This is a genomic window from Gluconacetobacter aggeris, assembly GCF_014174395.1.
GTDB lineage: Bacteria > Pseudomonadota > Alphaproteobacteria > Acetobacterales > Acetobacteraceae > Gluconacetobacter > Gluconacetobacter aggeris.
Map to the genome: position 1 here is coordinate 63,969 of NZ_JABEQD010000003.1, position 21,109 is coordinate 85,077.

At 62.7% G+C, this 21,109-nt stretch carries 21 protein-coding genes; 8 read left to right on the top strand and 13 right to left on the bottom strand.

Features of this window, described 5'->3' with window-relative positions:
* Positions 1-17 precede the first annotated feature (17 nt).
* Both groL and HLH36_RS05395 read right to left on the bottom strand, forming a co-directional pair.
* A complete protein-coding gene (groL, locus tag HLH36_RS05390) occupies positions 18-1,658 on the bottom strand; it encodes a chaperonin GroEL (protein WP_182985442.1) in 1,641 nt (546 codons plus the stop codon).
* A 53-nt stretch (positions 1,659-1,711) separates the two neighbouring features.
* Positions 1,712-2,002, bottom strand: coding sequence for a co-chaperone GroES (locus tag HLH36_RS05395; RefSeq protein WP_114726807.1), 291 nt, complete (start codon positions 2,000-2,002; stop codon positions 1,712-1,714).
* Positions 2,003-2,274: 272 nt separating this feature from the next.
* Between HLH36_RS05395 and HLH36_RS05400 the strand changes: the two genes are divergently transcribed.
* The gene (locus HLH36_RS05400; RefSeq protein ID WP_182985443.1) at positions 2,275-2,535 is read left to right on the top strand and encodes an usg protein; all 261 of its coding nucleotides are present in this window, start codon (positions 2,275-2,277) and stop codon (positions 2,533-2,535) included.
* 46 nt (positions 2,536-2,581) lie between these two features.
* Here HLH36_RS05400 and HLH36_RS05405 read toward each other — a convergent pair whose 3' ends face one another.
* A complete protein-coding gene (locus HLH36_RS05405; RefSeq protein ID WP_182985444.1) occupies positions 2,582-2,782 on the bottom strand; it encodes a DUF4169 family protein in 201 nt (66 codons plus the stop codon).
* A gap of 46 nt (positions 2,783-2,828) precedes the next feature.
* Between HLH36_RS05405 and HLH36_RS05410 the strand changes: the two genes are divergently transcribed.
* From HLH36_RS05410 to HLH36_RS05425, 4 genes are all read left to right on the top strand, one after another.
* A complete protein-coding gene (locus tag HLH36_RS05410) occupies positions 2,829-3,497 on the top strand; it encodes a dienelactone hydrolase family protein (protein WP_182985445.1) in 669 nt (222 codons plus the stop codon).
* Between the two features lie 376 nt (positions 3,498-3,873).
* The gene (locus HLH36_RS05415) at positions 3,874-5,403 is read left to right on the top strand and encodes an FkbM family methyltransferase (protein WP_182985446.1); all 1,530 of its coding nucleotides are present in this window, start codon (positions 3,874-3,876) and stop codon (positions 5,401-5,403) included.
* Positions 5,404-5,429: 26 nt separating this feature from the next.
* Positions 5,430-7,055, top strand: coding sequence for a glycosyltransferase family protein (locus HLH36_RS05420; RefSeq protein ID WP_182985447.1), 1,626 nt, complete (start codon positions 5,430-5,432; stop codon positions 7,053-7,055).
* Positions 7,048-8,079, top strand: a complete 1,032-nt coding sequence (locus HLH36_RS05425) for a hypothetical protein (protein WP_182985448.1) — start codon at positions 7,048-7,050, stop codon at positions 8,077-8,079. The genes HLH36_RS05420 and HLH36_RS05425 overlap by 8 nt, the downstream gene beginning before the upstream one ends.
* A 190-nt stretch (positions 8,080-8,269) precedes the next feature.
* On the opposite strand, the gene HLH36_RS05430 is transcribed toward HLH36_RS05425, so the two are convergent.
* Genes HLH36_RS05430 through HLH36_RS05450 form a run of 5 tightly spaced genes read right to left on the bottom strand, consistent with a single transcriptional unit; the run spans position 8,270 to position 12,472 of the window.
* Positions 8,270-9,064 (bottom strand): acyltransferase family protein, encoded by a 795-nt coding sequence (locus tag HLH36_RS05430; RefSeq protein ID WP_182985449.1) that lies wholly within the window; start codon positions 9,062-9,064, stop codon positions 8,270-8,272.
* Complete coding sequence (locus HLH36_RS19715) at positions 8,995-9,489, bottom strand: acyltransferase family protein (protein ID WP_182985450.1); 495 nt, start codon at positions 9,487-9,489, stop codon at positions 8,995-8,997. The genes HLH36_RS05430 and HLH36_RS19715 overlap by 70 nt, the downstream gene beginning before the upstream one ends.
* A 58-nt stretch (positions 9,490-9,547) precedes the next feature.
* Positions 9,548-10,465 carry an S-methyl-5'-thioadenosine phosphorylase gene (locus HLH36_RS05440; protein ID WP_182985451.1) on the bottom strand — a complete coding sequence of 306 codons (918 nt, stop codon included), beginning with the start codon at positions 10,463-10,465 and terminating at the stop codon, positions 9,548-9,550.
* A complete protein-coding gene (locus HLH36_RS05445; RefSeq protein ID WP_182985452.1) occupies positions 10,455-11,237 on the bottom strand; it encodes a cytochrome c1 in 783 nt (260 codons plus the stop codon). The genes HLH36_RS05440 and HLH36_RS05445 overlap by 11 nt, the downstream gene beginning before the upstream one ends.
* Positions 11,234-12,472: a cytochrome b gene (locus HLH36_RS05450; RefSeq protein ID WP_182985453.1), complete on the bottom strand. Its 1,239-nt coding sequence runs from the start codon at positions 12,470-12,472 to the stop codon at positions 11,234-11,236. The genes HLH36_RS05445 and HLH36_RS05450 overlap by 4 nt, the downstream gene beginning before the upstream one ends.
* Positions 12,473-12,628: 156 nt before the next feature.
* On the opposite strand from HLH36_RS05450, the gene hemF reads away from it, so the two are divergent.
* Together hemF and HLH36_RS05460 are read left to right on the top strand one after the other, a co-directional pair.
* Entirely contained in the window at positions 12,629-13,531 is a 903-nt protein-coding gene (gene hemF / locus HLH36_RS05455) for an oxygen-dependent coproporphyrinogen oxidase (protein WP_182985454.1), read from the top strand.
* A 159-nt stretch (positions 13,532-13,690) separates the two neighbouring features.
* Positions 13,691-14,782 (top strand): type 2 periplasmic-binding domain-containing protein, encoded by a 1,092-nt coding sequence (locus HLH36_RS05460; protein WP_182985455.1) that lies wholly within the window; start codon positions 13,691-13,693, stop codon positions 14,780-14,782.
* A gap of 28 nt (positions 14,783-14,810) precedes the next feature.
* Here HLH36_RS05460 and HLH36_RS05465 read toward each other — a convergent pair whose 3' ends face one another.
* The 5 genes from HLH36_RS05465 to HLH36_RS05485 form a co-directional block, all read right to left on the bottom strand.
* On the bottom strand, positions 14,811-15,407 hold the full coding sequence (locus tag HLH36_RS05465; RefSeq protein ID WP_182985456.1) for a Smr/MutS family protein: 597 nt from the start codon (positions 15,405-15,407) through the stop codon (positions 14,811-14,813).
* 118 nt (positions 15,408-15,525) lie between these two features.
* On the bottom strand, positions 15,526-16,950 hold the full coding sequence (locus tag HLH36_RS05470) for a cytochrome-c peroxidase (RefSeq protein ID WP_338030398.1): 1,425 nt from the start codon (positions 16,948-16,950) through the stop codon (positions 15,526-15,528).
* A gap of 93 nt (positions 16,951-17,043) precedes the next feature.
* Entirely contained in the window at positions 17,044-17,898 is an 855-nt protein-coding gene (locus HLH36_RS05475) for a DNA-methyltransferase (protein WP_182985458.1), read from the bottom strand.
* The gene (mltA, locus tag HLH36_RS05480; protein WP_182985459.1) at positions 17,898-19,055 is read right to left on the bottom strand and encodes a murein transglycosylase A; all 1,158 of its coding nucleotides are present in this window, start codon (positions 19,053-19,055) and stop codon (positions 17,898-17,900) included. Before mltA ends, HLH36_RS05475 begins: the two co-directional genes overlap by 1 nt.
* 59 nt (positions 19,056-19,114) lie before the next feature.
* Positions 19,115-19,795 carry a Tim44/TimA family putative adaptor protein gene (locus tag HLH36_RS05485; RefSeq protein ID WP_182985460.1) on the bottom strand — a complete coding sequence of 227 codons (681 nt, stop codon included), beginning with the start codon at positions 19,793-19,795 and terminating at the stop codon, positions 19,115-19,117.
* Between the two features lie 220 nt (positions 19,796-20,015).
* On the opposite strand from HLH36_RS05485, the gene secB reads away from it, so the two are divergent.
* Complete coding sequence (gene secB, locus HLH36_RS05490) at positions 20,016-20,534, top strand: protein-export chaperone SecB (protein WP_182985461.1); 519 nt, start codon at positions 20,016-20,018, stop codon at positions 20,532-20,534.
* The last annotated feature ends 575 nt before the right edge of the window (positions 20,535-21,109 follow it).

The following is a 21,109-nucleotide window of genomic DNA, read 5'->3' on the forward strand; positions in this document are numbered from 1 at the left end:
CGGCAGGCTGATGGATCTTAGAAATCCATGTCGCCCATGCCACCCATGCCGCCACCGGGGGCCGGCGGGGCCTTCTTTTCCGGCTTCTCGGCCACCATCGCTTCGGTGGTGATCAGCAGGCCGGCAACCGACGCCGCATCCTGCAGCGCGGTACGGACGACCTTGGTCGGGTCGATGATACCGGCCGCGACCAGATCCTTGTAGTCGCCGATCTGGGCGTCGAAGCCATAGGTGTAGTCGCTGACTTCCAGCACCTTGCCGGCAATCACCGCACCGTCTTCACCCGCATTGTGGGCGATCTGGCGCAGCGGAGCCTGCAGGGCCTTGCGGATGATCTCCGCACCGACGCGCTGGTCTTCGTTGTGGAAGTGCAGATGGCTCAGCGCGGTCGACGCACGCGCCAGCGCCGTGCCGCCACCCGGAACGATGCCTTCCTCGACGGCGGCGCGGGTCGCATGCAGCGCGTCGTCGACGCGGTCCTTGCGCTCCTTCACCTCGACCTCGGTCGAGCCACCGACGCGGATGACGGCAACGCCACCGGCCAGCTTCGCCAGACGCTCCTGCAGCTTCTCGCGATCGTAGTCCGAGGTGGTCTCCTCGATCTGCGCGCGGATCTGGGCGCAACGACCCTTGATGTCGTCGGATGCGCCGGCACCCTCGACGATCGTGGTGTTTTCCTTCTCGATCCGGACCTTCTTCGCGCGGCCCAGCATCGCCAGGGTCACGGTTTCCAGCTTGATGCCCAGATCTTCGCTGATCACCTGGCCACCGGTCAGGATCGCGATGTCTTCCAGCATCGCCTTGCGACGATCACCGAAGCCCGGCGCCTTCACGGCAGCGATCTTCAGGCCGCCACGCAGCTTGTTGACGACCAGGGTCGCCAGTGCTTCGCCATCGACGTCTTCCGCCAGGATCAGCAGCGGACGGCCGGACTGCACGACGCTCTCGAGCAGCGGCAGCATCGGCTGAAGCGACGACAGCTTCTTCTCGTGGATCAGGATGTAGGGGTTGTCCAGATCGGCAACCATCTTCTCCGCATTCGTGATGAAATACGGGGAGATATAGCCGCGATCGAACTGCATGCCCTCGACGACGTCCAGCTCGGTGTGCAGGCCCTTGGCCTCTTCCACCGTGATGACGCCCTCGCTGCCGACCTTCTGCATGGCCTGCGAGATCATCTCGCCGATCTCATGCTCGCCATTGGCGGAGATCGTGCCGACCTGCGCCGTCTCGGCCGGGGTCGTGATCTTCTTGGTGTTCTTCTTCAGCTCTTCGACGACGGCCGCAACGGCCTTGTCGATGCCGCGCTTCAGGTCCATCGGGTTCATGCCCGCGGCCACGGCCTTGGCGCCCTCGCGGATGATGGCCTGCGCCAGCACGGTCGCGGTCGTCGTGCCGTCACCGGCCACGTCGTTGGTCTTCGAGGCCACTTCGCGCACCATCTGGGCGCCCATGTTCTCGAACTTGTCGGCCAGCTCGATTTCCTTGGCGACCGACACACCGTCCTTCGTGATGCGCGGCGCGCCGAAGCTCTTGTCGAGCACGACGTTCCGGCCCTTCGGGCCCAGGGTCACCTTCACCGCGTCGGCCAGAATGTCCACGCCCCGCAGCATGCGCTGGCGTGCGTCACCGCCGAACTTTACGTCCTTGGCTGCCATTTTAGAATTCTCCTGTAGGAAACTCGTCGATCAGAAAGGAAAGAGGAAGGACTTCAGGCGATCACGCCCATGATGTCGCTTTCCTTCATGATCAACAGCTCCTCGCCATTGATCTTGACCTCGGTGCCCGACCACTTGCCGAACAGCACCTTGTCGCCCGCCTTCACATCGAGGGCGACGATCTGTCCCTGCTCGTTCCGCGCGCCGGGGCCGACCGAGATGACCTCGCCCTCCATCGGCTTTTCCTTGGCGGTGTCGGGGATGATGATGCCGCCAGCCGTCTTCTCTTCGCCGGTCAGGCGACGGACGACCACACGGTCATGCAGGGGCCGAAAATTCGTCATTATGGATCGCTCCACATCAAAAAGGTAACGCCCTTGAATAAGCAACGCCACCGGGTTGGCACGCGCGCCAGAGCCGCGTCGCTTTAGCACTCTCCTTGCGAGAGTGCCAACAAACAGGTAGGTGCCCACCCCGCCCATGTCAACGCTTTGGCAGCACTTTCTTTCGACGACTGCCAAGTTTCTGGGAATAAAGAATTTTTGTTGAAATACGCCCGGCCGATCCCGCAGGCTGACGATGTGTCCACAACCGTCGATCCCGCACCGAGGTGTCCATGTCTCTGCGGCTCCAGCTCAACGACTACCGCCTGACGACCGCCGAAATCCTCTATCGCCTTCCCGATCACCCGACCCTGCTCCAAACCTATATCTGGCAGGACCTCGATCTGGCGCCGTCCTATCCGCAGTTCCGCCGGTTTCTCGATTTCTGGACCCGTTCGCTGGCAGGCCAACTGCACTCGGTCAGGGTGGCGCAGCAGGCCCTGATCGACCCTCCGGCTCTGCGCCATGCCTCGGCCTGTCTCACATTACATTGACCGCCCAACATCGACAGCACAGGGCTGGCAGCCCGTCCGGGTCATGTCAGCCCTGCCCATCCCGCTCGGGCCCGGAGGGCAGCCGCGCACCATCCAGCGTGCGCCGGGCCCGATCAGCCTCCTGCCGGTCGCGATCACGCTCGGCGGCCGTCCTGCCATGCAGGGCGCGGTTCGTCGACGCCACGGCGGCCTGTTCCGCACGGGCCTTGCGCTTGCGCGCCTGCCGCAGGTTGACGATCTCAGCCATGGCGCCACTCTACCGGCCATCGTTGGCACAGAACAAGGACCCGTCCATGAGCCAGACCATCACCCTGACCGCAGCGGACGGTCACACGCTTTCCGCCTACAGCGCCGGCCCGGCCGATGCCCCCCGCGCGCTGGTGGTGGTGCAGGAGATTTTCGGCGTCAATCACCATATCCGCACGGTTGCCGACGCCTTCGGCGCCGAGGGATACCGCGTCATCGCCCCAGCCCTGTTCGACCGCGCCGAGCGGGATGTGGAACTGGCCTACGATCAGGCCGGGGTACAGAAGGGCCTTAAACTACGCGCCGCAATCCCGCCCGAAGACACATTGCTCGATATCGTCGCCGCCGCACGGGCGCTGGGGCTGGAACCGGCCCATACCGGCATCATCGGCTATTGCTGGGGCGGCACGCTCGCCTGGCAGGCAGCCTGCCGGACCGACAGTTTCGGGGCGGCGGTCGGATGGTATGGCGCCGGCATCGCCGCCAAGCGTACCCTTGTTCCGCACTGTCCGGTGGAACTGCATTTCGGCGAGACCGACGGATCGATCCCCCTCTCCGATATCGCCGCCATCCGCGCCGCCCACCCCGATCTGCCGATCTACATCTACCCCGATGCCGGGCATGGGTTCGGCTGTTCGGAACGCGCCAGCTTCAATGCTCCGGCGGCGGAACTGGCCCAGACCCGCAGCCTTGCCTTTTTCGACAGGCGGCTCTGAGCCTCCCAGCGGCAGCCGCCTCGCAGCCAGCATGCTAGCTGCAGAAATATCACGAATATGTGTTGGTCAGCCTTCCTAGGGAACGTGACCTTCTGCCTGCGTCCCATCACAAGATGGCCCGGCGCGGATCACATCATCCGTCAAAATATTTGCATCGACGTGATATAACCACCGAGTATATCTTGCGTTCATGTCGTTTCGAGGCAAGATGCCCTTGAACTTGTTGATGAGCGAACCGAGGCAATAGGCGGATCATGCCAAATCTGGTGCTGGACGGGTGCAAGCCGACATCCGCGACGGGGCGGCGCCACGTGCGATCCTTACCACACACTGTTCCGACAGCGTGATGCATCTGGGATACAGGGAAGCACGACATTTGCAAGACATCGATACGCGCTACGGGGCGTTCAGAATCCCCACGGCAGAAGATGACCTTATCGGCCGTTTTCTTGCTCATTACGGCGAATGGGCATGGGATGAAGTCTCCTTCGTCGCCTCCATAGTGCCGGAGAACGCACGGATTCTGGATATCGGCGCGTGCTTCGGTACCTTTGGCCTTGGCATCTCACTCCTGCGCAAGATCTCCCATGTCTGTTTCGTAGACGCCAATCCGGCGGTTATTCCCTTCCTGACCCATAATGTCACCAGCAACGCGCGCATCTCCCACACCATCAGGGAGAATTTGATCGGGAGGGCGGGTATAAAGGTGGCCGCTGCCCATAGCGATCCAGGCAACATTGGGGCCACATCCTTTACCCCCGACGCGTCGGTCCAGATCTCGCAACCCACAGTGCCGGCAATCAAGGAACTGTCCGATCTCTGGCAGGAAGAGGGGCCGTTCGACCTGATCAAGATCGATGCGGAGGGAATGGAACTCAGCATCCTCGACAGCCATGCCCGCCTCCTCTCTCAAGGCCAGGTAACCCTCTGGCTGGAATGCAATGAGGATGCTCAGTCCCTCGCACTCTGCGAACGATTATTATCCTGGGACCTCAAGGTCTTCTACTTCGCCTTCCCCAGTCACAATCCGGACAATTTCCGTCACGCGGCCACCCCGATCTTTCCCCTCGCCTATGAAGCCGGTCTGCTGGCTGCCCCCCGTCGCCAGCCGGTCCTGGACGAAAAACTGCGTGCCCATCACTGCATCCTGCGCGCGATCAGCAGCGTGGCGGACCTGCGGGAAGCATTGTGGGAGACCCCTCGCTGGGGCATGCCGGAGTGGGAAGGCAGGGACGTTCCAGCCATCGCGGCTCGGGCCGGACATTCCATGCGCGGCGAGGATTTCGAGACCTTCCTCACCCCCGGCTGGCAGAATGGCGAACTGATCAGGGACAGATTGACGGCATTGGAGCACTCCACGCGCGAAGCCCTGCACGAAGCGCATGAACAGAACACAGCCCAGCAGCAGGCACTGGACGATCTTTCGGCACGCTGCCAGAATCTGACAGACAGCCTCGTGCACGAGCAGGCGGCCCATGCCGCGGCGCAGGCACACAATCAGAAACTGCTCGACACCCTCGCGCATCGCGCCCTCGCATTGACGGCAGCGGAGGCGCAAATCCAGCGCCTTGAGAGAGAACTTGCCGCCACGACAGCGAATATGCTCGACCCGATCGCCGAAGCCGGAAAATATCTGGAAAGCACGATCCGCGATGATCTGAGAGACAAGGAATTACAAATCGACCAAATGCAATCCCTGGTCGATTACCACTCCGAACAGGCCATTGCTCTACAAAGCGCACATCAACAGCTACAAAATCGAATCAGGGACATCGAGATCAGTACGATCTGGCGGGCGACATCACCGGTGCGGCAGATTGCCGAAAGGCATCCGGCGATCCAGAAGGCGGCCCGAACAGGACGCCGCGTCGCGGCCAGCATTCGCAACAGATATTTCAAGAACTGAACGAAGCGCCAACCTGGGATCGGGCCATGAACGACCATATTGCGGCTCTCGAACATTTCTTTGACAGAACATTTTATCTTCGTTCCTATCCCGATGTGGCGGAACTGCGCATCGACCCGCTGGAACATTATTGCGCGACTGGCTGGCGAGAGGGCCGCAATCCCAGCATCTCCTTCGATACGAGCTTCTACCTGCAGCGAAATCCCGACGTCGCCAAAGCCGGGATAAACCCCCTGCATCACTATGTCTTCGCTGGCCGGCATGAAGGACGAAAGGCCATTCCCCCTTTGCGGGACATGCGCGCACGCGTCCAGAACAGCTTTCGGGCAAAGTTGGATATAAGCCCGGCACCCACGATATCAGACGAGGGCGTTCTGTCGGCGGGGCGCCTGTCGAGTCTGCTGGAAGCCGGACTCCTCGATGGACCGACCATCCTGTCGGTCAGTCATGACGACTACCGCAAGAATGTCGGTGGCGTGCAGAAGCTGATTTCGGTCGAGCAGGCCACCTGCTCGGAGCTCTCATGGAATTATCTGCATCTGTCTCCTGCCTGCCCCCGACTGGGCTTGGCCGACCGGGTCCCCGGGCTGCCGATCGCCTTATCCGTTTGCCTGAATGGCACAAAACTGGGCAACGCCACGCCGGCCAGCCTGATCCGGGCACTTGTACACACCCGGCCGAAAGGCCATCCGGTTCACGCCGTCATCCACCATCTCATGGGCCATGCTCCGGAAGATATCGGCGATATCCTTCAGGCCGTGTGTCACGATCGCATTATTGTCTGGACCCACGATTTCTTCACCCTCTGCAGCAGTGTCCAACTGCTGCGCAACGATACCGTCTATTGCCATGCGCCGCCCTCCCACTCGATGGCCTGCGGAATCTGTAGCCACGGCGCGGGCCGGCCCGCTTTCCTGGCACGCATCGAGGCCTTTTTCACGCGCTTCACACCATGTGTCATGGCGCCATCCGAAGCCGCGCTGGCCCTCTGGCTGAAGCACGCTTCCTTTTCTCATGCCGATGCGCTGGCTCGCCCACTTGGCCGATTGCTGCTCAGTGACTCGCACATTCCCTTCGAAACAGGCAGCACCGAGCGTCCGATCAGAATCGCCTTCCTCGGTCAGCGGGCCTACCCGAAAGGCTGGCCGGTCTTCCAGAATCTGGCCGAGCATTTCCAGAACGATCCTCGCTATGAATTCCATCATATCGGACTGGCGCATTCCGTTCCTGCGGCGGGACACATTATCTATACACCAGTCAATATTGCCCTCGACGGGCCAGATGCCATGATCAGGGCCGTCGTCGCCCGAAACATCGACGTGGTCGTCAACTGGTCACTTTGGCCCGAGACCTTCTGCTACGCAGCCTACGAGGCTCTGGCCGGCGGCGCCTTCCTGCTGGCACCCGACGGAGAAGGCAACGTTCCCGTCCTCCTGCGCCGCTCTGCCCCCGGCCAGGGTCTTCTTCTGGAAAGCGAAGACGAGTTGGTGGCACTTCTCGCCACAGGCAAATTGTCGAACATTCTGAAGCTTTCCAGCCGCCAACGCGGCTATCTCCTGGCCGAGGAGGGGAGTATCGCCTGGCTCCGCGATCAGCGCGAACAAGAAGTGACCAGCCGTCCAGAGTTCTTGTCCGAGGTGCAGGATGCCTAAGGTACAATGTTTCACAAGTGCTTCGTTTTCCTATCTCGATCGCGTCCGCGTTCTGGGCGAGACCCTGCATCGCCATCATCCGGACTGGGAGTTCACGTTCTGCCTGTCGGATATCGAACCCGAAGGGTTCGTCTTCAACCTGGATGAAGAGCCGATCGACGCCCTCGTCCGCATCGGGGAGCTTGGAATTCCCAATCTCGATTCATGGATGTTCGAACATGACATCGTCGAACTCTGCACGGCCGTAAAGGGAAAAATGCTCTGCCGCCTGCTGGAACAGGGCGCTGAAAAAGTCGTCTATATTGACCCCGACATCGCGATTTTTGCGGATCTGACGGATATCGAACGTGCATTGGATACCCATAACGTCATCCTGACGCCTCATCAGTTGCGGCCGGATACCAGCGAGACCGCCATTCGGGATAACGAAATCGGCTCCCTGAAATTCGGAATCTACAATCTCGGCTTCGTGGCCGTATCCGGGCGCCCCGAAGGTCGGCGTTTCGCCGAATGGTGGCGTGACCGGCTCCTTTCCTTCTGCTTTGACGACGTTCCGAACGGGCTGTTTACCGATCAAAAATGGTGCGATCACGTTCCCGCATTCTTTGACGACGTGCTGATCCTGCGTGACCCGGGCTATAATGTTGCCAGTTGGAATCTCAGCCAGCGTCCGATTGCAATCGATTCCAACGGCGTCATTCGCGCCGCGGACAGCGTACTGCGCTTCTTTCACTTCACCAAGGTCACATGGGCCGGCGAAGTCATGCTGGAACGCTATTGCGGCAACCGTATCGAAGTCTTCGAACTGATGTATTGGTACCGGGACCAGTTGGCGCAAAAGGCACCAAAGGGCCTGCCGGAACGCTGGTGGGCCTTCGCCCGTTACGAAAGCGGCAACCCGATCCCTCCCCAGCACAGGCTGGCTTATCGACAGGATGGCGCTCTCCGGCGGCAATTCCCTCATCCATTCTCCAGCGGCGCAAACTCATTCGAAAATTTCATGAAAGAACGGGAATCACGCTGATATTGCAGCGGCAGAAGGGAACGGTGCATGCCATCCATGCCCTGACGAAGGCATACGAGGAAATTTCTCCCCCTCGAAAGACCCGACTAGAGCAGATCCTGTTTGAACGTGTGCGTTCGAACAGGTAAAGATGCTCGCAAAAACAATAAACTAGAGCATTTCTACCGAACCTGTGTTCGGTGGAAATGCTCTAGGCGCCCGCGTCATGAGAGAGCCGGCGTCCAAATCGCTGCATTATGGGTTTTTCAAAAAAATGCCATGACGCAGACGCAAACAGGATGGTCAAGATGAGGATCGTCGGCAAGGCCTGCGGGCCGGAAAGCCAACCCAATCTCTTGAACGCCTCGATAATGGACAGATGCCATAAATATATCCCGTAGGATATCGTGCCCAGATATCTGAACGGTGCTGAAATCAGCAGCAGGGATTTCTGATTAACGGAACATGCCGACAACACAAGAAGACCACAAGAGACACAAAACAGCGTCTTGTAACTCACCACCATCCATTCCGAATCCCAATATATTGCATTATGCCAATATACGAGAAACGCTATGCCTCCCATGATTACGGTCGCCGCAGGAAATACCCATAGCCGCGCAGGATTGGTCGTTATAAACCGCCGCCCAGCCCTTGTGCGAACAAACCGTGCCAGCAAAATCCCACAGGCAAATTCATCCAGCATCCCCGGCAATTGAGTCGCATAGACAAAGCGGGGAAACACCCCGAGCGGTCCCGTAATATCCGTTACATGATAGATGAATAACCGCCACGTCCAGGCAATCGCAACGGCACCCACCCCGATGATCCAGGGTGGGCATTGGCGCAGCCAGACGGCCACGAACATCATCAGAACATAGAACTGCGCCTCATCACCCAAAGACCAATTGACACCGTTTATTCCGCCCTGGTGCATCAAGAATAAATTGTGAATAAATAACGCATGCGTCGCGAATTGCTTCCATCCATCCAGACTGAAGAACATGAAAGGATATATATATAGACTACAAACACGACACATGTCGCATAATGCAGCGGCACAATGCGTAATATCCTGTGCCGTGCAAAATGCGCCAGGAATTTTCTTCTATCCGTAGTCTTGTCAAGGGTAGAAAAAGCGGAAAGGCTTATTACAAAACCCGAAATGACAAAGAAAAGATCGACCCCCATCCATCCCGTGCGGAACCACACCAGAGGACCGGAGATCGGAAATCCAACCCAGTTGAAATGCATGATCACATGATAGACGACGACGCTTATCGCCGCGAAGCCGCGCAGCACATCGATAAACGGAAAGACCATGGGACGTAGTGCCCCTCCCGCCAAGGAAGATACTACGTCCCATATCTTACAATTCTTTTCAACAAAATCGGCCAGACAGCCGGCGCGAAGCGCGTCCACCTTCACCACCGGACCGGGGCCACCAGACAGATACGCCAGGCAACCCCCGGCGCATCCCGCCGAGACATCAGCCGCGCGACAGCACCCGGCCCGCAACCGCCTCCAGCTTCGCCAGCAGGACCGGGTCGCGCTTCTCAGGCGCGGTAATCAGCGCATGTTCCAGCGCCCGGTCACACCCGGCCGGGCACAGCCCGCGCGGACGGCCCAGGGTCGGGATCACCGACTTGACCAGCGCCCGGGCCCGGTCGGCATTCGACAGCATGACCTTGACCACGGCATCGACCGTCACGCTGTCATGGTCCGGATGCCAGCAATCATAATCCGTCACCATCGCGACGGTCGCGTAACAGATCTCCGCCTCACGAGCCAGCTTGGCCTCCGGCATGTTGGTCATGCCGACGACCGAGCACCCCCAGGAGCGATAGAGATTGCTCTCGGCCTTGGTCGAGAATTGCGGGCCTTCCATCACCAGATAGGTGCCGCCGCGCGTCACATCCAGCTTCAGCTCCCGCGCCGCCTCTTCCAGCACGTCGCCGATACGCGGGCACAGCGGATCGGCCACCGACACGTGGGCCACGCATCCGGTGTCGAAGAAGCTCTTCTCCCGTGCGAAGGAACGGTCGATGAACTGGTCGATGATGACGAAATGCCCCGGCGGCAATTCCGCCTTCAGCGAGCCCACGGCCGACAGCGACACGATGTCGGTCACGCCCGACATCTTCAGCGCCGCGATGTTGGCGCGGTAGTTCAGGCGCGACGGCGGGATCGGGTGCCCCCGCCCGTGACGCGGCAGGAACACGCAGCGCACGCCGTCCAGCCGTCCGAACAGCAACTGGTCGGACGGCAGCCCCCACGGGGTCTCGACCGTGCGCCATTCCTTCTCTTCAAGCCCGTCGATATCGTACAGGCCCGATCCGCCGATCAGGCCGATCACGGGTTCGACGGCGTCCTGTACAGACGAAAGGGGGGCGGTTTCAGTGGACATCGGACCAGACTCTCCGTTTCAGAAGCAACACCAGGACGGCAAGGAACAGAAGATACAACACCACCTGCATACCCAGGCGATGGCGCGCCTCCAGGTGGGGCTGCGCCACCCACGCCAGGAAGGTGGTGACATCGCGCGCCTCCTGCGCCGCGGTCGCGGGCGTGCCGTCGGTATAGACAACCTGCCCGTCGCGCAATGGCGGCGGCATCGCGATTTCCCGACCGCTTGCATAGGGATTGTACACCGCACCGGCATGGCTGGGGCGATAGGCCGCCGGAGGCTCCCGATAGCCGGTCAGCACCGCATAGATCCGGTCCGGCCCGCCCGGATAGACCAGCGCCAGCCGTGACTGGTCCGGCGGCGCCACACCGTTATTGGCCGCCGCAGCGGCCTCCGGGTTGGCGAACGGATCACGGAAATGATCGGCCGGCGTCGCGGCCCGCGTGACCGGGTCGCCCTGCGCATCCACCCCACCCGGCACCTGCTGTGTGGCCGCGATCCGGCTGACCTGCTCCATGGTCAGCCCCATCGCCGCCAGGTCGCCATAGGTCATGGCTTTCATGCCATGGCATGCCGAACAGACCTGCGCATAAACGGCATAGCCACGCTGGACGGCCGAGAGATCGAAACGGCCCAGCGGCCCCTCGAAGCTCCAGACCTGATGCGGCGGCCGATCATGCGGCCCCGCCTGTGCCATCGCGTGAGAGATATCGGCAAGCGACGCCAGAAGGCCCAGCAGGAAGCCGAACCGCAACCGCATCCCACCCCTCATGCCCCACGCCTCCCGGCATCGGCAATGCCATCCGGCAGAACGATCCCGCGCTCGGTGCGGGCCGACAGCGGCAGCAGGACCAGGAAATGCGCGAAATAATAGACCACCGCGACCCGCCCGGCGATCATCCACCCTCCCTGCGCATGATGACGGCCGACAAAGCCCAGCAGGATGAAGCAGACGACCAGCAACCCCATGCAGACCCGATAGAACGGCCGAAACCGCGCGGAGCGGATCGGCGAACGGTCGAGCCACGGCACCAGGAACAGCACCAGGATCGCACCCACCGAGGCCAAAAGCCCACCGAATTTCGACGGAACCGACTGCAATATCCCGTAGAACGGCAGGAAATACCATTCGGGCTCGATATCGGCAGGCGTATGCAGCGGATTGGCGGGGCGGAAATTCTCGGCCTCGAACACCACATTCGGCAGGAAGAACACCACCACCGCGAACAGCAGCGCAAACAGGACCAGCCCCAGCGCGTCCTTGCTCGTATAATAAGGGTGGAAAGGCACCGTATCGCGCGGCCCCGTCGGCTCGATCCCGAGAGGATTGTTCGAGCCAGTCACATGCAGCGCCGCGACATGGACGCCCACCACACCCAGCACCGCGAAGGCCAGCACCATGTGCAGGATAAAGAAGCGGTGCAGCGACACGTCCCCCGGCGCATCGGCACCCTGGAGGAAATGTTCCAGCCACGGCCCCACGCCCGGGATCGCATCGACGGCCTTGCCCGCGACATCGGCGCCCCAATACGACATCTGCCCCCAGGGCAGCACGTAACCGGCAAAGGCGGTGAACATCACCATGGCCAGCAGCACCAGCCCGCTCAGCCACAGCATCTCGCGCGGCGCCTTGTAGGACCCGTAATACAGGCCGCGAAACAGGTGGATATACAGCGCCGCCAGGAACATGCTGGCGCCCGTGACATGGATCGACCGCAGCAGCCACCCGCTGGGCACCTGGCGTTCGATCGCCTCGACCGACGCAAAGGCCCCGGCGGCAGTCGGCGTGTAGTTGATCGCCAGGAAGATGCCCGTAGCCAGCATCACCAGCAGCACGACCGTCAGGATCGCACCGAAATTCCACAGCCCGTTCAGGTTGCGCGGCGTCTGGTAGTCGACATATTCCCGGCGAAAGGCCGAGACGACCGGCAGGCGCGCGTCCAGCCAGGCCCCCACGCCCGTCTTCTCCCGTTCATCCGGCATATCGCGGGAACCAGCGTCCGTCATCGGTCCTCAATCCTCCGCCCCAACGGCGCCCGCCTTCCATACCGGCCCCCCGCCCCTTCTTGCAATTGCCCCCATGATCGGACTCTATGGACACTGTTTCAAACGCCCCTTTCCGCCTACCCAGACGACCCGTTCGACACAGAAGATGATCCGAGCATGACAGAGACCCGCGCGCCCATCCCCCACGACCATCTGAAGGAAGAGGCCCGCGCCTGGTTCGAGACCCTGCGCGACCGGATCTGTAGCGCCTTCGAACAGATCGAACAGGATGCCGACGGCGTGCAGACCCTGCCCGGCCGCGAAGCGCCCGGCACCTTCGTCCGCACGCCGTGGGACCGCGTGAACGAAGACGGCACGCCCGGCGGCGGCGGGGTCATCAGCCTGATGCGCGGCCGGGTGTTCGAAAAGGTGGGCGTCAACGTCTCGACGGTGGCGGGCACGTTCAGCCCGGAATTCCGCGCCAGCATTCCCGGCGCCGCCGAGGACCCGCGCTTCTTTGCCACCGGCATCAGCCTGGTGGCCCATATGTGCAATCCCCGCGTCCCCGCCGCCCATTTCAACACCCGGATGATCATCACCACCGAAGGATGGTTCGGCGGCGGCGGCGACCTGACGCCGATGTTCCCCGACAGTGCCGAGGCACAGGAGGACGCTGTCCGGTTCCACGCCGGCTTCCGCACCGCCTGCGACCGGCACGACCCGGCTTATTATCCGCGCTTCAAGGAATGGTGCGACCGCTATTTCTTCCTGCCCCACCGGAACGAGCCCCGGGGCCTGGGCGGCATCTTCTACGACCGGCTGAACACCGGCGACGTCGCGGCCGATTTCGCCTTCACCCGCGATGTCGGCCTGGCCTTCCTCGAGACCTACCCCGCCATCGTCCGGCACCGCATGAACGAACGCTGGACTGAAGAGGAGCGCCGCGCCCAACTGGTCCGGCGCGGCCGCTACGTGGAATTCAACCTGATCCACGATCGCGGCACCCTGTTCGGCCTGAAAACCGGCGGGAATACCGAAGCGATCCTGATGAGTCTTCCCCCCGAGGTCCACTGGCCGTAAAATCGCGCCTTCGCCGCCGAGGGCTGCCCCGGCACCTGCCATAGACTCGCCGCATTCCAGCGCAACACAGGCGCTGGAATGTCCCCTGCCATGGAGATGCCGCCTTTGCCCGCTACCCGACCCCATCCTTGTTCTGATCACCTGCCCGGTCGGGCCTAGATGCGTATGCGCCGCCGCCAGTTTCTTGCCATGGCGGGTCTCTCCGCACTCGTCGGCATTCCTGCCGCCCATGCCGGCTCGCTGACGCGCACCGCCGCCATCGCCCCGGCCGGCGGTGCCATCGTCGACCCCACCCTGCTGGTCGCCGGCAGCGCCGAAAGTGCCGCCGGCCGCTGGAGTGCGGTGCTGGCCCCCGCACTGGCACAAGGGCTGGAATCTCCCTCTCCGCTCCCCACGCACCTGACCAGCGGGCTGGACGGCGTAACCGGCGCCAACCAGTTCGATACAACGACGGTGCCGGACGGCACCACGGCCCTGCTGGTGCCCGGCGCGGCGCTGGTGGCCTCGCTGGCCGGCGACCCGCGCGCCCATTACGATTTCGGGCGTTGGGTCCCGCTGATGTTCAGCCTGGTCTCGCCCATCGTGGTGGGTCGGGCCGACCTGCATCGCACCTTGCGCGACCTGGTCCGCGACCGGCCGATCCGCGTGGCGGTTTCCAGCGACCACGGCATCGAACTGGCCACCGTAATGGCGATGGCGATGTTCGGCTTCCGGCCGATCCCGGTCATGGGCTTTGCCACCCCGCAGGAGGCCCTGGCCGCGCTGCGCGGCGGCAAGGTGGACGTGGTGCAGATTTCCGACCCGATGGCGCCCGAGGCTCTGGACGCCCTGCTGGCACCGCTGGAGCAGAGCGGCGTCACGCCCCTCTTCACGCTGAACGACACGGTACGCGCGACCGTACATGGCCGGCCCGTGCAGACCTTCGCCGAACGTTTCAGCCAGGAACGCGGCCGCGCCCCGACGGGCCTGCTGTACGAGGCATGGAAGGTCGTCGCGGCGGCCGCATCGCTCGATATCGGGCTCGTGCTGCCGATGCTGACCCCACCGGCGCAGGTCGCCGCCTGGCGCCACGCCGTCGGCGTCGCCGTCACCCAGGGCGCGCTCGACCCGCTGAAGAACGATTCCGGCCGCGCCCTGGTCAGCGGACCGGATTGCGGCCGCTACCTGCATGACATGACCGGCGAGATCTCGGCCGTTCTGATGCTGCGCCGCTGGCTCGCCGTTCACACGCCGGAATGGAGATTGGGATAAGAGGCAGCCAGCAGCGCCGGTTTCCAGCTCAGCCGCGCGCCCGGCGCAGCAGGATACGAACCGATCCCTGATTGGCGGCATGAGGATGTACGACCGCCAGGATCATCGGCCGCAGATCCGGCCGCCCTAGCCAGAACGGGAGTTCCCGCCGCAGGACCCCGCCTTCGCGGCCCGAGCCCAGCCCGGTAATGACTTCCACGCATCGCAGATTGTCGGAACGGGCCTGCACCAGAAAGGCATGCAGGCGCTGAAAGGCAGCCTGCGCGTTCTGGCCATGCAGGTCGAGCGTCCGCGACGGACGCAGCTTGCCGCTGACCAACGTCCGCCAGCTTGTATCGTCCAGACCCGGCCCCCGTTGGCCGATCGCGATCTCAGCCCGCGACCGGACCAGCGTATAGGCCGGCCGATCCACACGGGGCATGTCGGACGGCGGCGCCGGAGGCGCAGGACGGGCAACACGATCATGCGGGTCAGCCGATGGGACGGAGGGCGGCGGTACGGGCGGCGCGGCATCCACCGCCCTGGCCCGTGCCGCCGCCTTGCGGGCCAGCGGCCGGATATCGCGCACGAAGGCCGTCCACAGCGCCTGTTCGTCTTTCCCGAGAACCCGCCGACGGCGCACCATCCCTCTCCCCGCCTGCCGGCGGGCGACCCCGTGCCGCCCGCCTCCCCGATGCGCCTGATCTTAAAGCAGTTCGCGCCCCGATCGAAGCCCGGACGCGCGCTGTCTCACAGATGGTGCCTCAGGGCGCCTCGGTACCGGCCAGGGGCTGTCCCTGATAGGCGCCGGTCAAGGTCCGCAGGAAGGCCACGATGTCAGCGACGTCGTGATCGGACAGCGTGTGATCGGGCGTCTGATAACGCGCCATCAGCCGCACCGCGTCTTCAAGCGTCTTCACGCTGCCATCGTGGAAATAGGGTGCGGTCAGCGCGATATTGCGCAGGTTCGGTACCTTGAAACGCGCCATGTCGTCCGGTGACCCGGTGACGGTGTAGCGCCCCTTGTCGGCATCGGTCACGGCTCCCCCGCGCGCCGCAAAATAATCGCCTTCCAGCCCCATCACCTCGAACGCCTGGCCACCCAGCGAGACGCCGGTATGGCAACCCGAGCAGCCCACGCTCTTGAACAGCGCGTAACCGTTCTTCTCCTGCGCATTCAGGGCCTGCTCATCGCCCTTCAGGTAGCGGTCGAAGCGGCTGTCGGGCGTGATCAGCGTCTTTTCATATTCCGCGATGGCCGTGGTCATCCGGTCCTTGTCGATATCGTCGGAACCGAATGCATCATGGAAGGCCGAGACATAGCTCGGGTCCTGCTTCACCTTGTCGGCAACCAGCGTCCAGTCATGCGAGCCCATTTCCAGCGGGTTCATGACCGGACCGGCCGCCTGCTCGGCCAGCGTGGCGGCCCGTCCGTTCCAGAACTGACTCTTGTTGAACACCGCGTCATAGACGGTGGGCACATTGATCGGGCCGTGCTGGCCATTGATCCCCAGCGCCGTGACGCGCCCGTCCACGCCGCCATGATCCAGCGCATGGCAACTGGCGCAGTTCAACGTACCGTCGCCCGACAATTGCTTGTCGAAGAACAGGCGCTGGCCCAGGGCCACCTTGGCCGCGTCGACGGGCACGCTTTCGGGCACGGGCTGGACCGGCTCCCCGGCGAAGCGCGCGGCGACGCCCGGCGTCGCGTAATGCGCGCGCCGCTCGGCGGCGACCCAGTTCAGCAGCGCATCGCGCTGCGCCTGCGACAGGTGGGCATGCCAATGCATCAGCAGGTAAAGCGTCGGCGGCATGCGGTTCTGGCGAACCACTTCCTCGATCCGCGCCAGTTGTTCCTCGGAGGGAACGGCACCGGTCTGGAAGGCCTCGATCACCGGTTCGATCCGGAAGTGGCGCAATCCCTGATCCAGATCGCGCTGCATCAGTTGATTGGCCACCGGCACATGGAAATAGAAGGGCAAATCGACATTGCGCGCATGGCAATAATCGCATCGGGCCTCGCGAATCGCGGCGAATGCCGCCGAAGCCACCGGGTCCGCCAGGGTCGGCGAATGGGTATCCAGCGTCGGTGCCGTTTCATGGTCGAAATGGGTCAGATAGCCCACCACGCCGCCATAGGCGACAATCCCCAGAACCGCGACCGAAACTATTGCCTTGCGCACCGACACGTCGATTTCTCCTACCATTTCTGGAAGGGTGTGCCGGATCTATAAAACATATGTCAAAATCATATTTTTCATAAAAACGATTGATCGGGTCGATCAATCGGACAGGTCATGCCCCTCCATCGCCAGTTTCAACCGGTCCCGCGCCACTTTTACATAGGCCCCGTCCAATTCGATTCCGATGCCGCGCGCGCCTTCCGCCTGTGCTGCCACCAGGGTTGTGCCCGTGCCCATGAACGGGTCGAGGACCAGCGGGTCCGGCCGGCCATGCAGGCGGATGCACATGCGCGGCAACTGCACCGGGAACGTCCCGGGATGATTGAATTTCTGCGCCTTGTCGCGTACCGTTTCATAGGGAATGAACCACGTGTCACCACGACAGCGCTTGTCCTGTTCGTGCCCGCGCCGCGCGATGTTCGATTTGTCCTTGTACGGCACCCCGACATCCAGACGGCTGAGTTCCACCGTGCCGGACCGCGTCAGATGGAACAGATGCTCGTGGTTACGGTGCATGTAACGCGTGCTGTTGACCGGCTTGAAATGCCCATACGTGTCGTCATGGACCGAGATCGACTTGATCCAGCTGATATGGTTCTGCAGATGGAAAATCTCGCGCAGCCGAACCGCCAGTTCGAACGGCAGCCACGGCTGCGCCGACGATCCCGCGATATTCAAAAAGAACGAGCCATCCGGCCGCATCACCCGATGCAGTTCACGCGCGACCGCCATCATCCAGTCCAGATACTGGGGTTCGGACATGCGGTCGCGATAGGTCCGATAGCCCAGGCCGATATTATAGGGCGGCGAGGTCACGACGACATCGACCGAATCCGCCTCCATCCGGCGCAACTCGCGCAGGCAGTCATTCCGCACCAGCAGATGCGGCCCGATCGCCTGGCGCACGGCGCGGGGAGGACGGGTGCGGGTGCCAGGCTCGCTTCGCGGTGCCATCAGGGTCTGGTAACGACAGGACGAGGCAGCAGGGCAATCAGCCGGCCGGGCTGGCGCATGGCGCCGGCGGTCTGTTCGGCCTCGTCGCCCCAGCCCAGGAAAAGATCGGCCCGCGCGGCGCCCTTGATGTCTGTGCCGATATCCTGCGCATAGACCAGCCGCCGCCAGGTCTGGTTCGACGGCGCCGGCAAGCGCGTCTCCACCCAGACGGGCGTGCCCAGGGGAATCACCCCCCGATCCACCGCTGCCGACCGGCCCGGTTCCAGCGGCACGCCCATCGCGCCGGGCGCACCCTGACTGACCGGCACATCATCCAGGGCATTGAAGAACACGTAATTCGGATTCTCCTCCATCACCGCGCGCGCCTGCTCGGGATGGGCCGCCAGCCAGGCACGGATCGACTGCATGCTGACGTCATCCTCGCTCATCTCGCCCTTCTGTACCAGGACACGGCCCAACGGCACGTAGGGCTGCCCGTTCTTGCCGCCGAAGCACAACCGCACGATCTGCCCGCTCGGCAGGCGCACCCGGCCCGATCCCTGGATCTGCAGGAAGAACAGGTCCGCCGGATCGGCGACCCAGAGCAATTCCAGGTTCCGCCCCGCCAATGCCCCGGCATCGATCTGCGCGCGCGACCAGTACGGCAGGAACTGCCCGCCCTGCCAATGGCCGGACACCATGCGCCCATCGGTGGCCCGCGCCCGCGTCAGGTCGTCCGGCACGCGATAGACCGGCGTCTGGTAGACACCGCCACGCGACAACGCGCCCCGGATCTCCGGCTCGTAATAGCCGGTGAAGAGCGCCGACGACGACATCAGGACCGGCTGGAACCATGTTTCATAGAAGCGCTGCGCCGCCGCATTGTCGTTGACGGGCAGCACCGCTGCCGCCCGGCAGGCGGGCAGCCAGTCGCCCACACGCGCCCCGGGGCCGCTTTCGGTCCCCAGCGTCGTCTCGGCGGGCAGGCGGCCGAAATGGCGGCATTCCGTCAGGAATACCGGCAGGGCCCGCCCCGCCTCATCCGGGCCCCAGCCCGACAGGGTGGAAAAAGCGACGGGCTGACGCTCGCCCTGACCCGTTTCGGCGCAGGCGGACAGCAGAAGGATCGCGGCGGCACAGACGCCCCGCATGACGTTGGGCAGGCGGAAATAGCTCAAGGAAACAGCCAGACTTGCTCTTATATTCGGGAACCGCGACGGTCGCGGAGGGAGATCGCTCAGGCGCTGCGGCTGGCCGCCAGACGCCAGGCCGCGCCGCCGATCGACACGCCGAGCAGACGCTCGAACGTCCACAGATCCGAGAATTCGGTCACGGCGTCGGTTCCAGCTACCGGATGCCCGTCCTTGTCCAGCGTCAGGCTGATCTGGTCCGAGACGATACGGACGTCGATCCGCGCGCGCGGCGCGCCTGCCATCTGGTCGATGGCCGCATCGACGATCGCCAGGCTGCCGATGGCACGGACCTCACTCTTCTGGGTCTCGCCCGCCTGCTCGCGCGACTGGATCGCGGCGTCGAACGCGCTGAATGCCTCGGCGGTCAGGCGTTCGCGCAGCATGGCGCGGTCGCCGGCGGCGAAAGCCTGGACCACCTGACGGAACGACACTTCGACCCCACGCAGGAACTGCGCCGGCACGAACTCACGTTCCTGCCCGGCAATCGCACCCAGCACCTGGCCCACCCTGGTCTCGGGCGCCGGCACGTCATAGTCGGTCAGCGCGGCCGGCGGCTCGGCCCGGCCTTCGATCACCGGCCCCGGCCGGGGTGCCGGAGCGGCGGGCGATGCGGGCTCGACCCCCACCCGTGTCCCCAGGATGCCGCGCAGCCGCAGCGCGAGAAACGCCGCGATCAGGCCGAAGAGCACCAGGTCGAACGGAAAATGACTGAACGAAAGATCCATCACCAAGCCTAACCGAAAGGCGCGCCGGCCCTGCCAGCAACGCGATCCCTTTATGATGCCCTAACACATAGGGAACGCACTCCGCCGACACAATGCGGCAGGCCGATCCCGCGCGGGAGGAATTTCCGCCCCACCATCCCGTCAAGGTTGGCGAATGTCGCGGAGCGTGCTACCGCCGATATCGGTATCCGCCTTATTGCCCGCAAGGAAATCTTCGTTCATGTCCGATACGACTCAGTTCCCCGCCGACGGAAGCCAGAATGCCCCGCCGGCGCTGCCGCTGGCCATTAATGTGCAGTATATCAAGGATCTGTCGTTCGAAGTTCCCTCGGGCGCCGAAATTTTCGCCACGCTGCGCGCCAACCCCCAGATCTCGGTGAACATCGACGTGCAGGCCAACCGCCTGCCGCCCGAGCAGCCGGTCTTCGAGGTCGTGCTGTCGATCAAGACCGAAGCCGTGGAAGCCCCGGAGAAGGAAGGCGCCGCCCCCGGTCGCGCGGTCTTCGTCGCCGAACTGGCCTATGCCGCGGTAGTGACGCTGGGCAATGCGCCCGAGGACCTGATCGAGCCGATCCTCCTGGTCGAAGTGCCGCGCCTGATCTTCCCGTACGTGCGCAACATCATCAGCGAAGTCACGCGCGACGGCGGCTTCCCCCCGGTTGTGCTGCAGCCGATCGACTTCGTCGCCCTGTGGCAGGCCAAGCGCAGCAGCTTCCCCCAGACGGCCGGCAACGCCTGATCCCGCGCTGAACGATCATTTCTGACTGGAAAGGCCCGCCTCGTGCGGGCCTTTCTGTTTTCTGGCGCCGCCCGAGCGGGCCAAGAACATATATTTTTTATTTGCACAGATTTACGATAATATAATAAAAATTTCCGCGGCTATTTACATAAATCACTCACGAATTTACAAAATAATTTCTCATTGAGGTTATTTATTTGATAAATAATACATCAGAGCATCGACGTATATCTGCCAAAATTTATCCTTTTTATGATATTTTCCCTTCAAATCTTCGTATATTTCTTATAACGTATGCACACGACATTGATGACAGGAGAAAATAAAGTAACACTCGCACACTACACGCACAAACATGAGATCAATTCCGGTTTTTCTTTATTCTGAACTATTCAGGATATTTCTAAAATAAAAACCGTCCCACTCGATATATTATCGCATACGAAATTTCGTCACGAAAACGACGATTTCCGCGTCCTGGACGCGCATCCCTACATGATGATTTCGAAATCGATCGTGCGCACCGCACCGCGATTTCGAACGCAGCTTGCATCGATGCTTCGTAATGAGGCGAA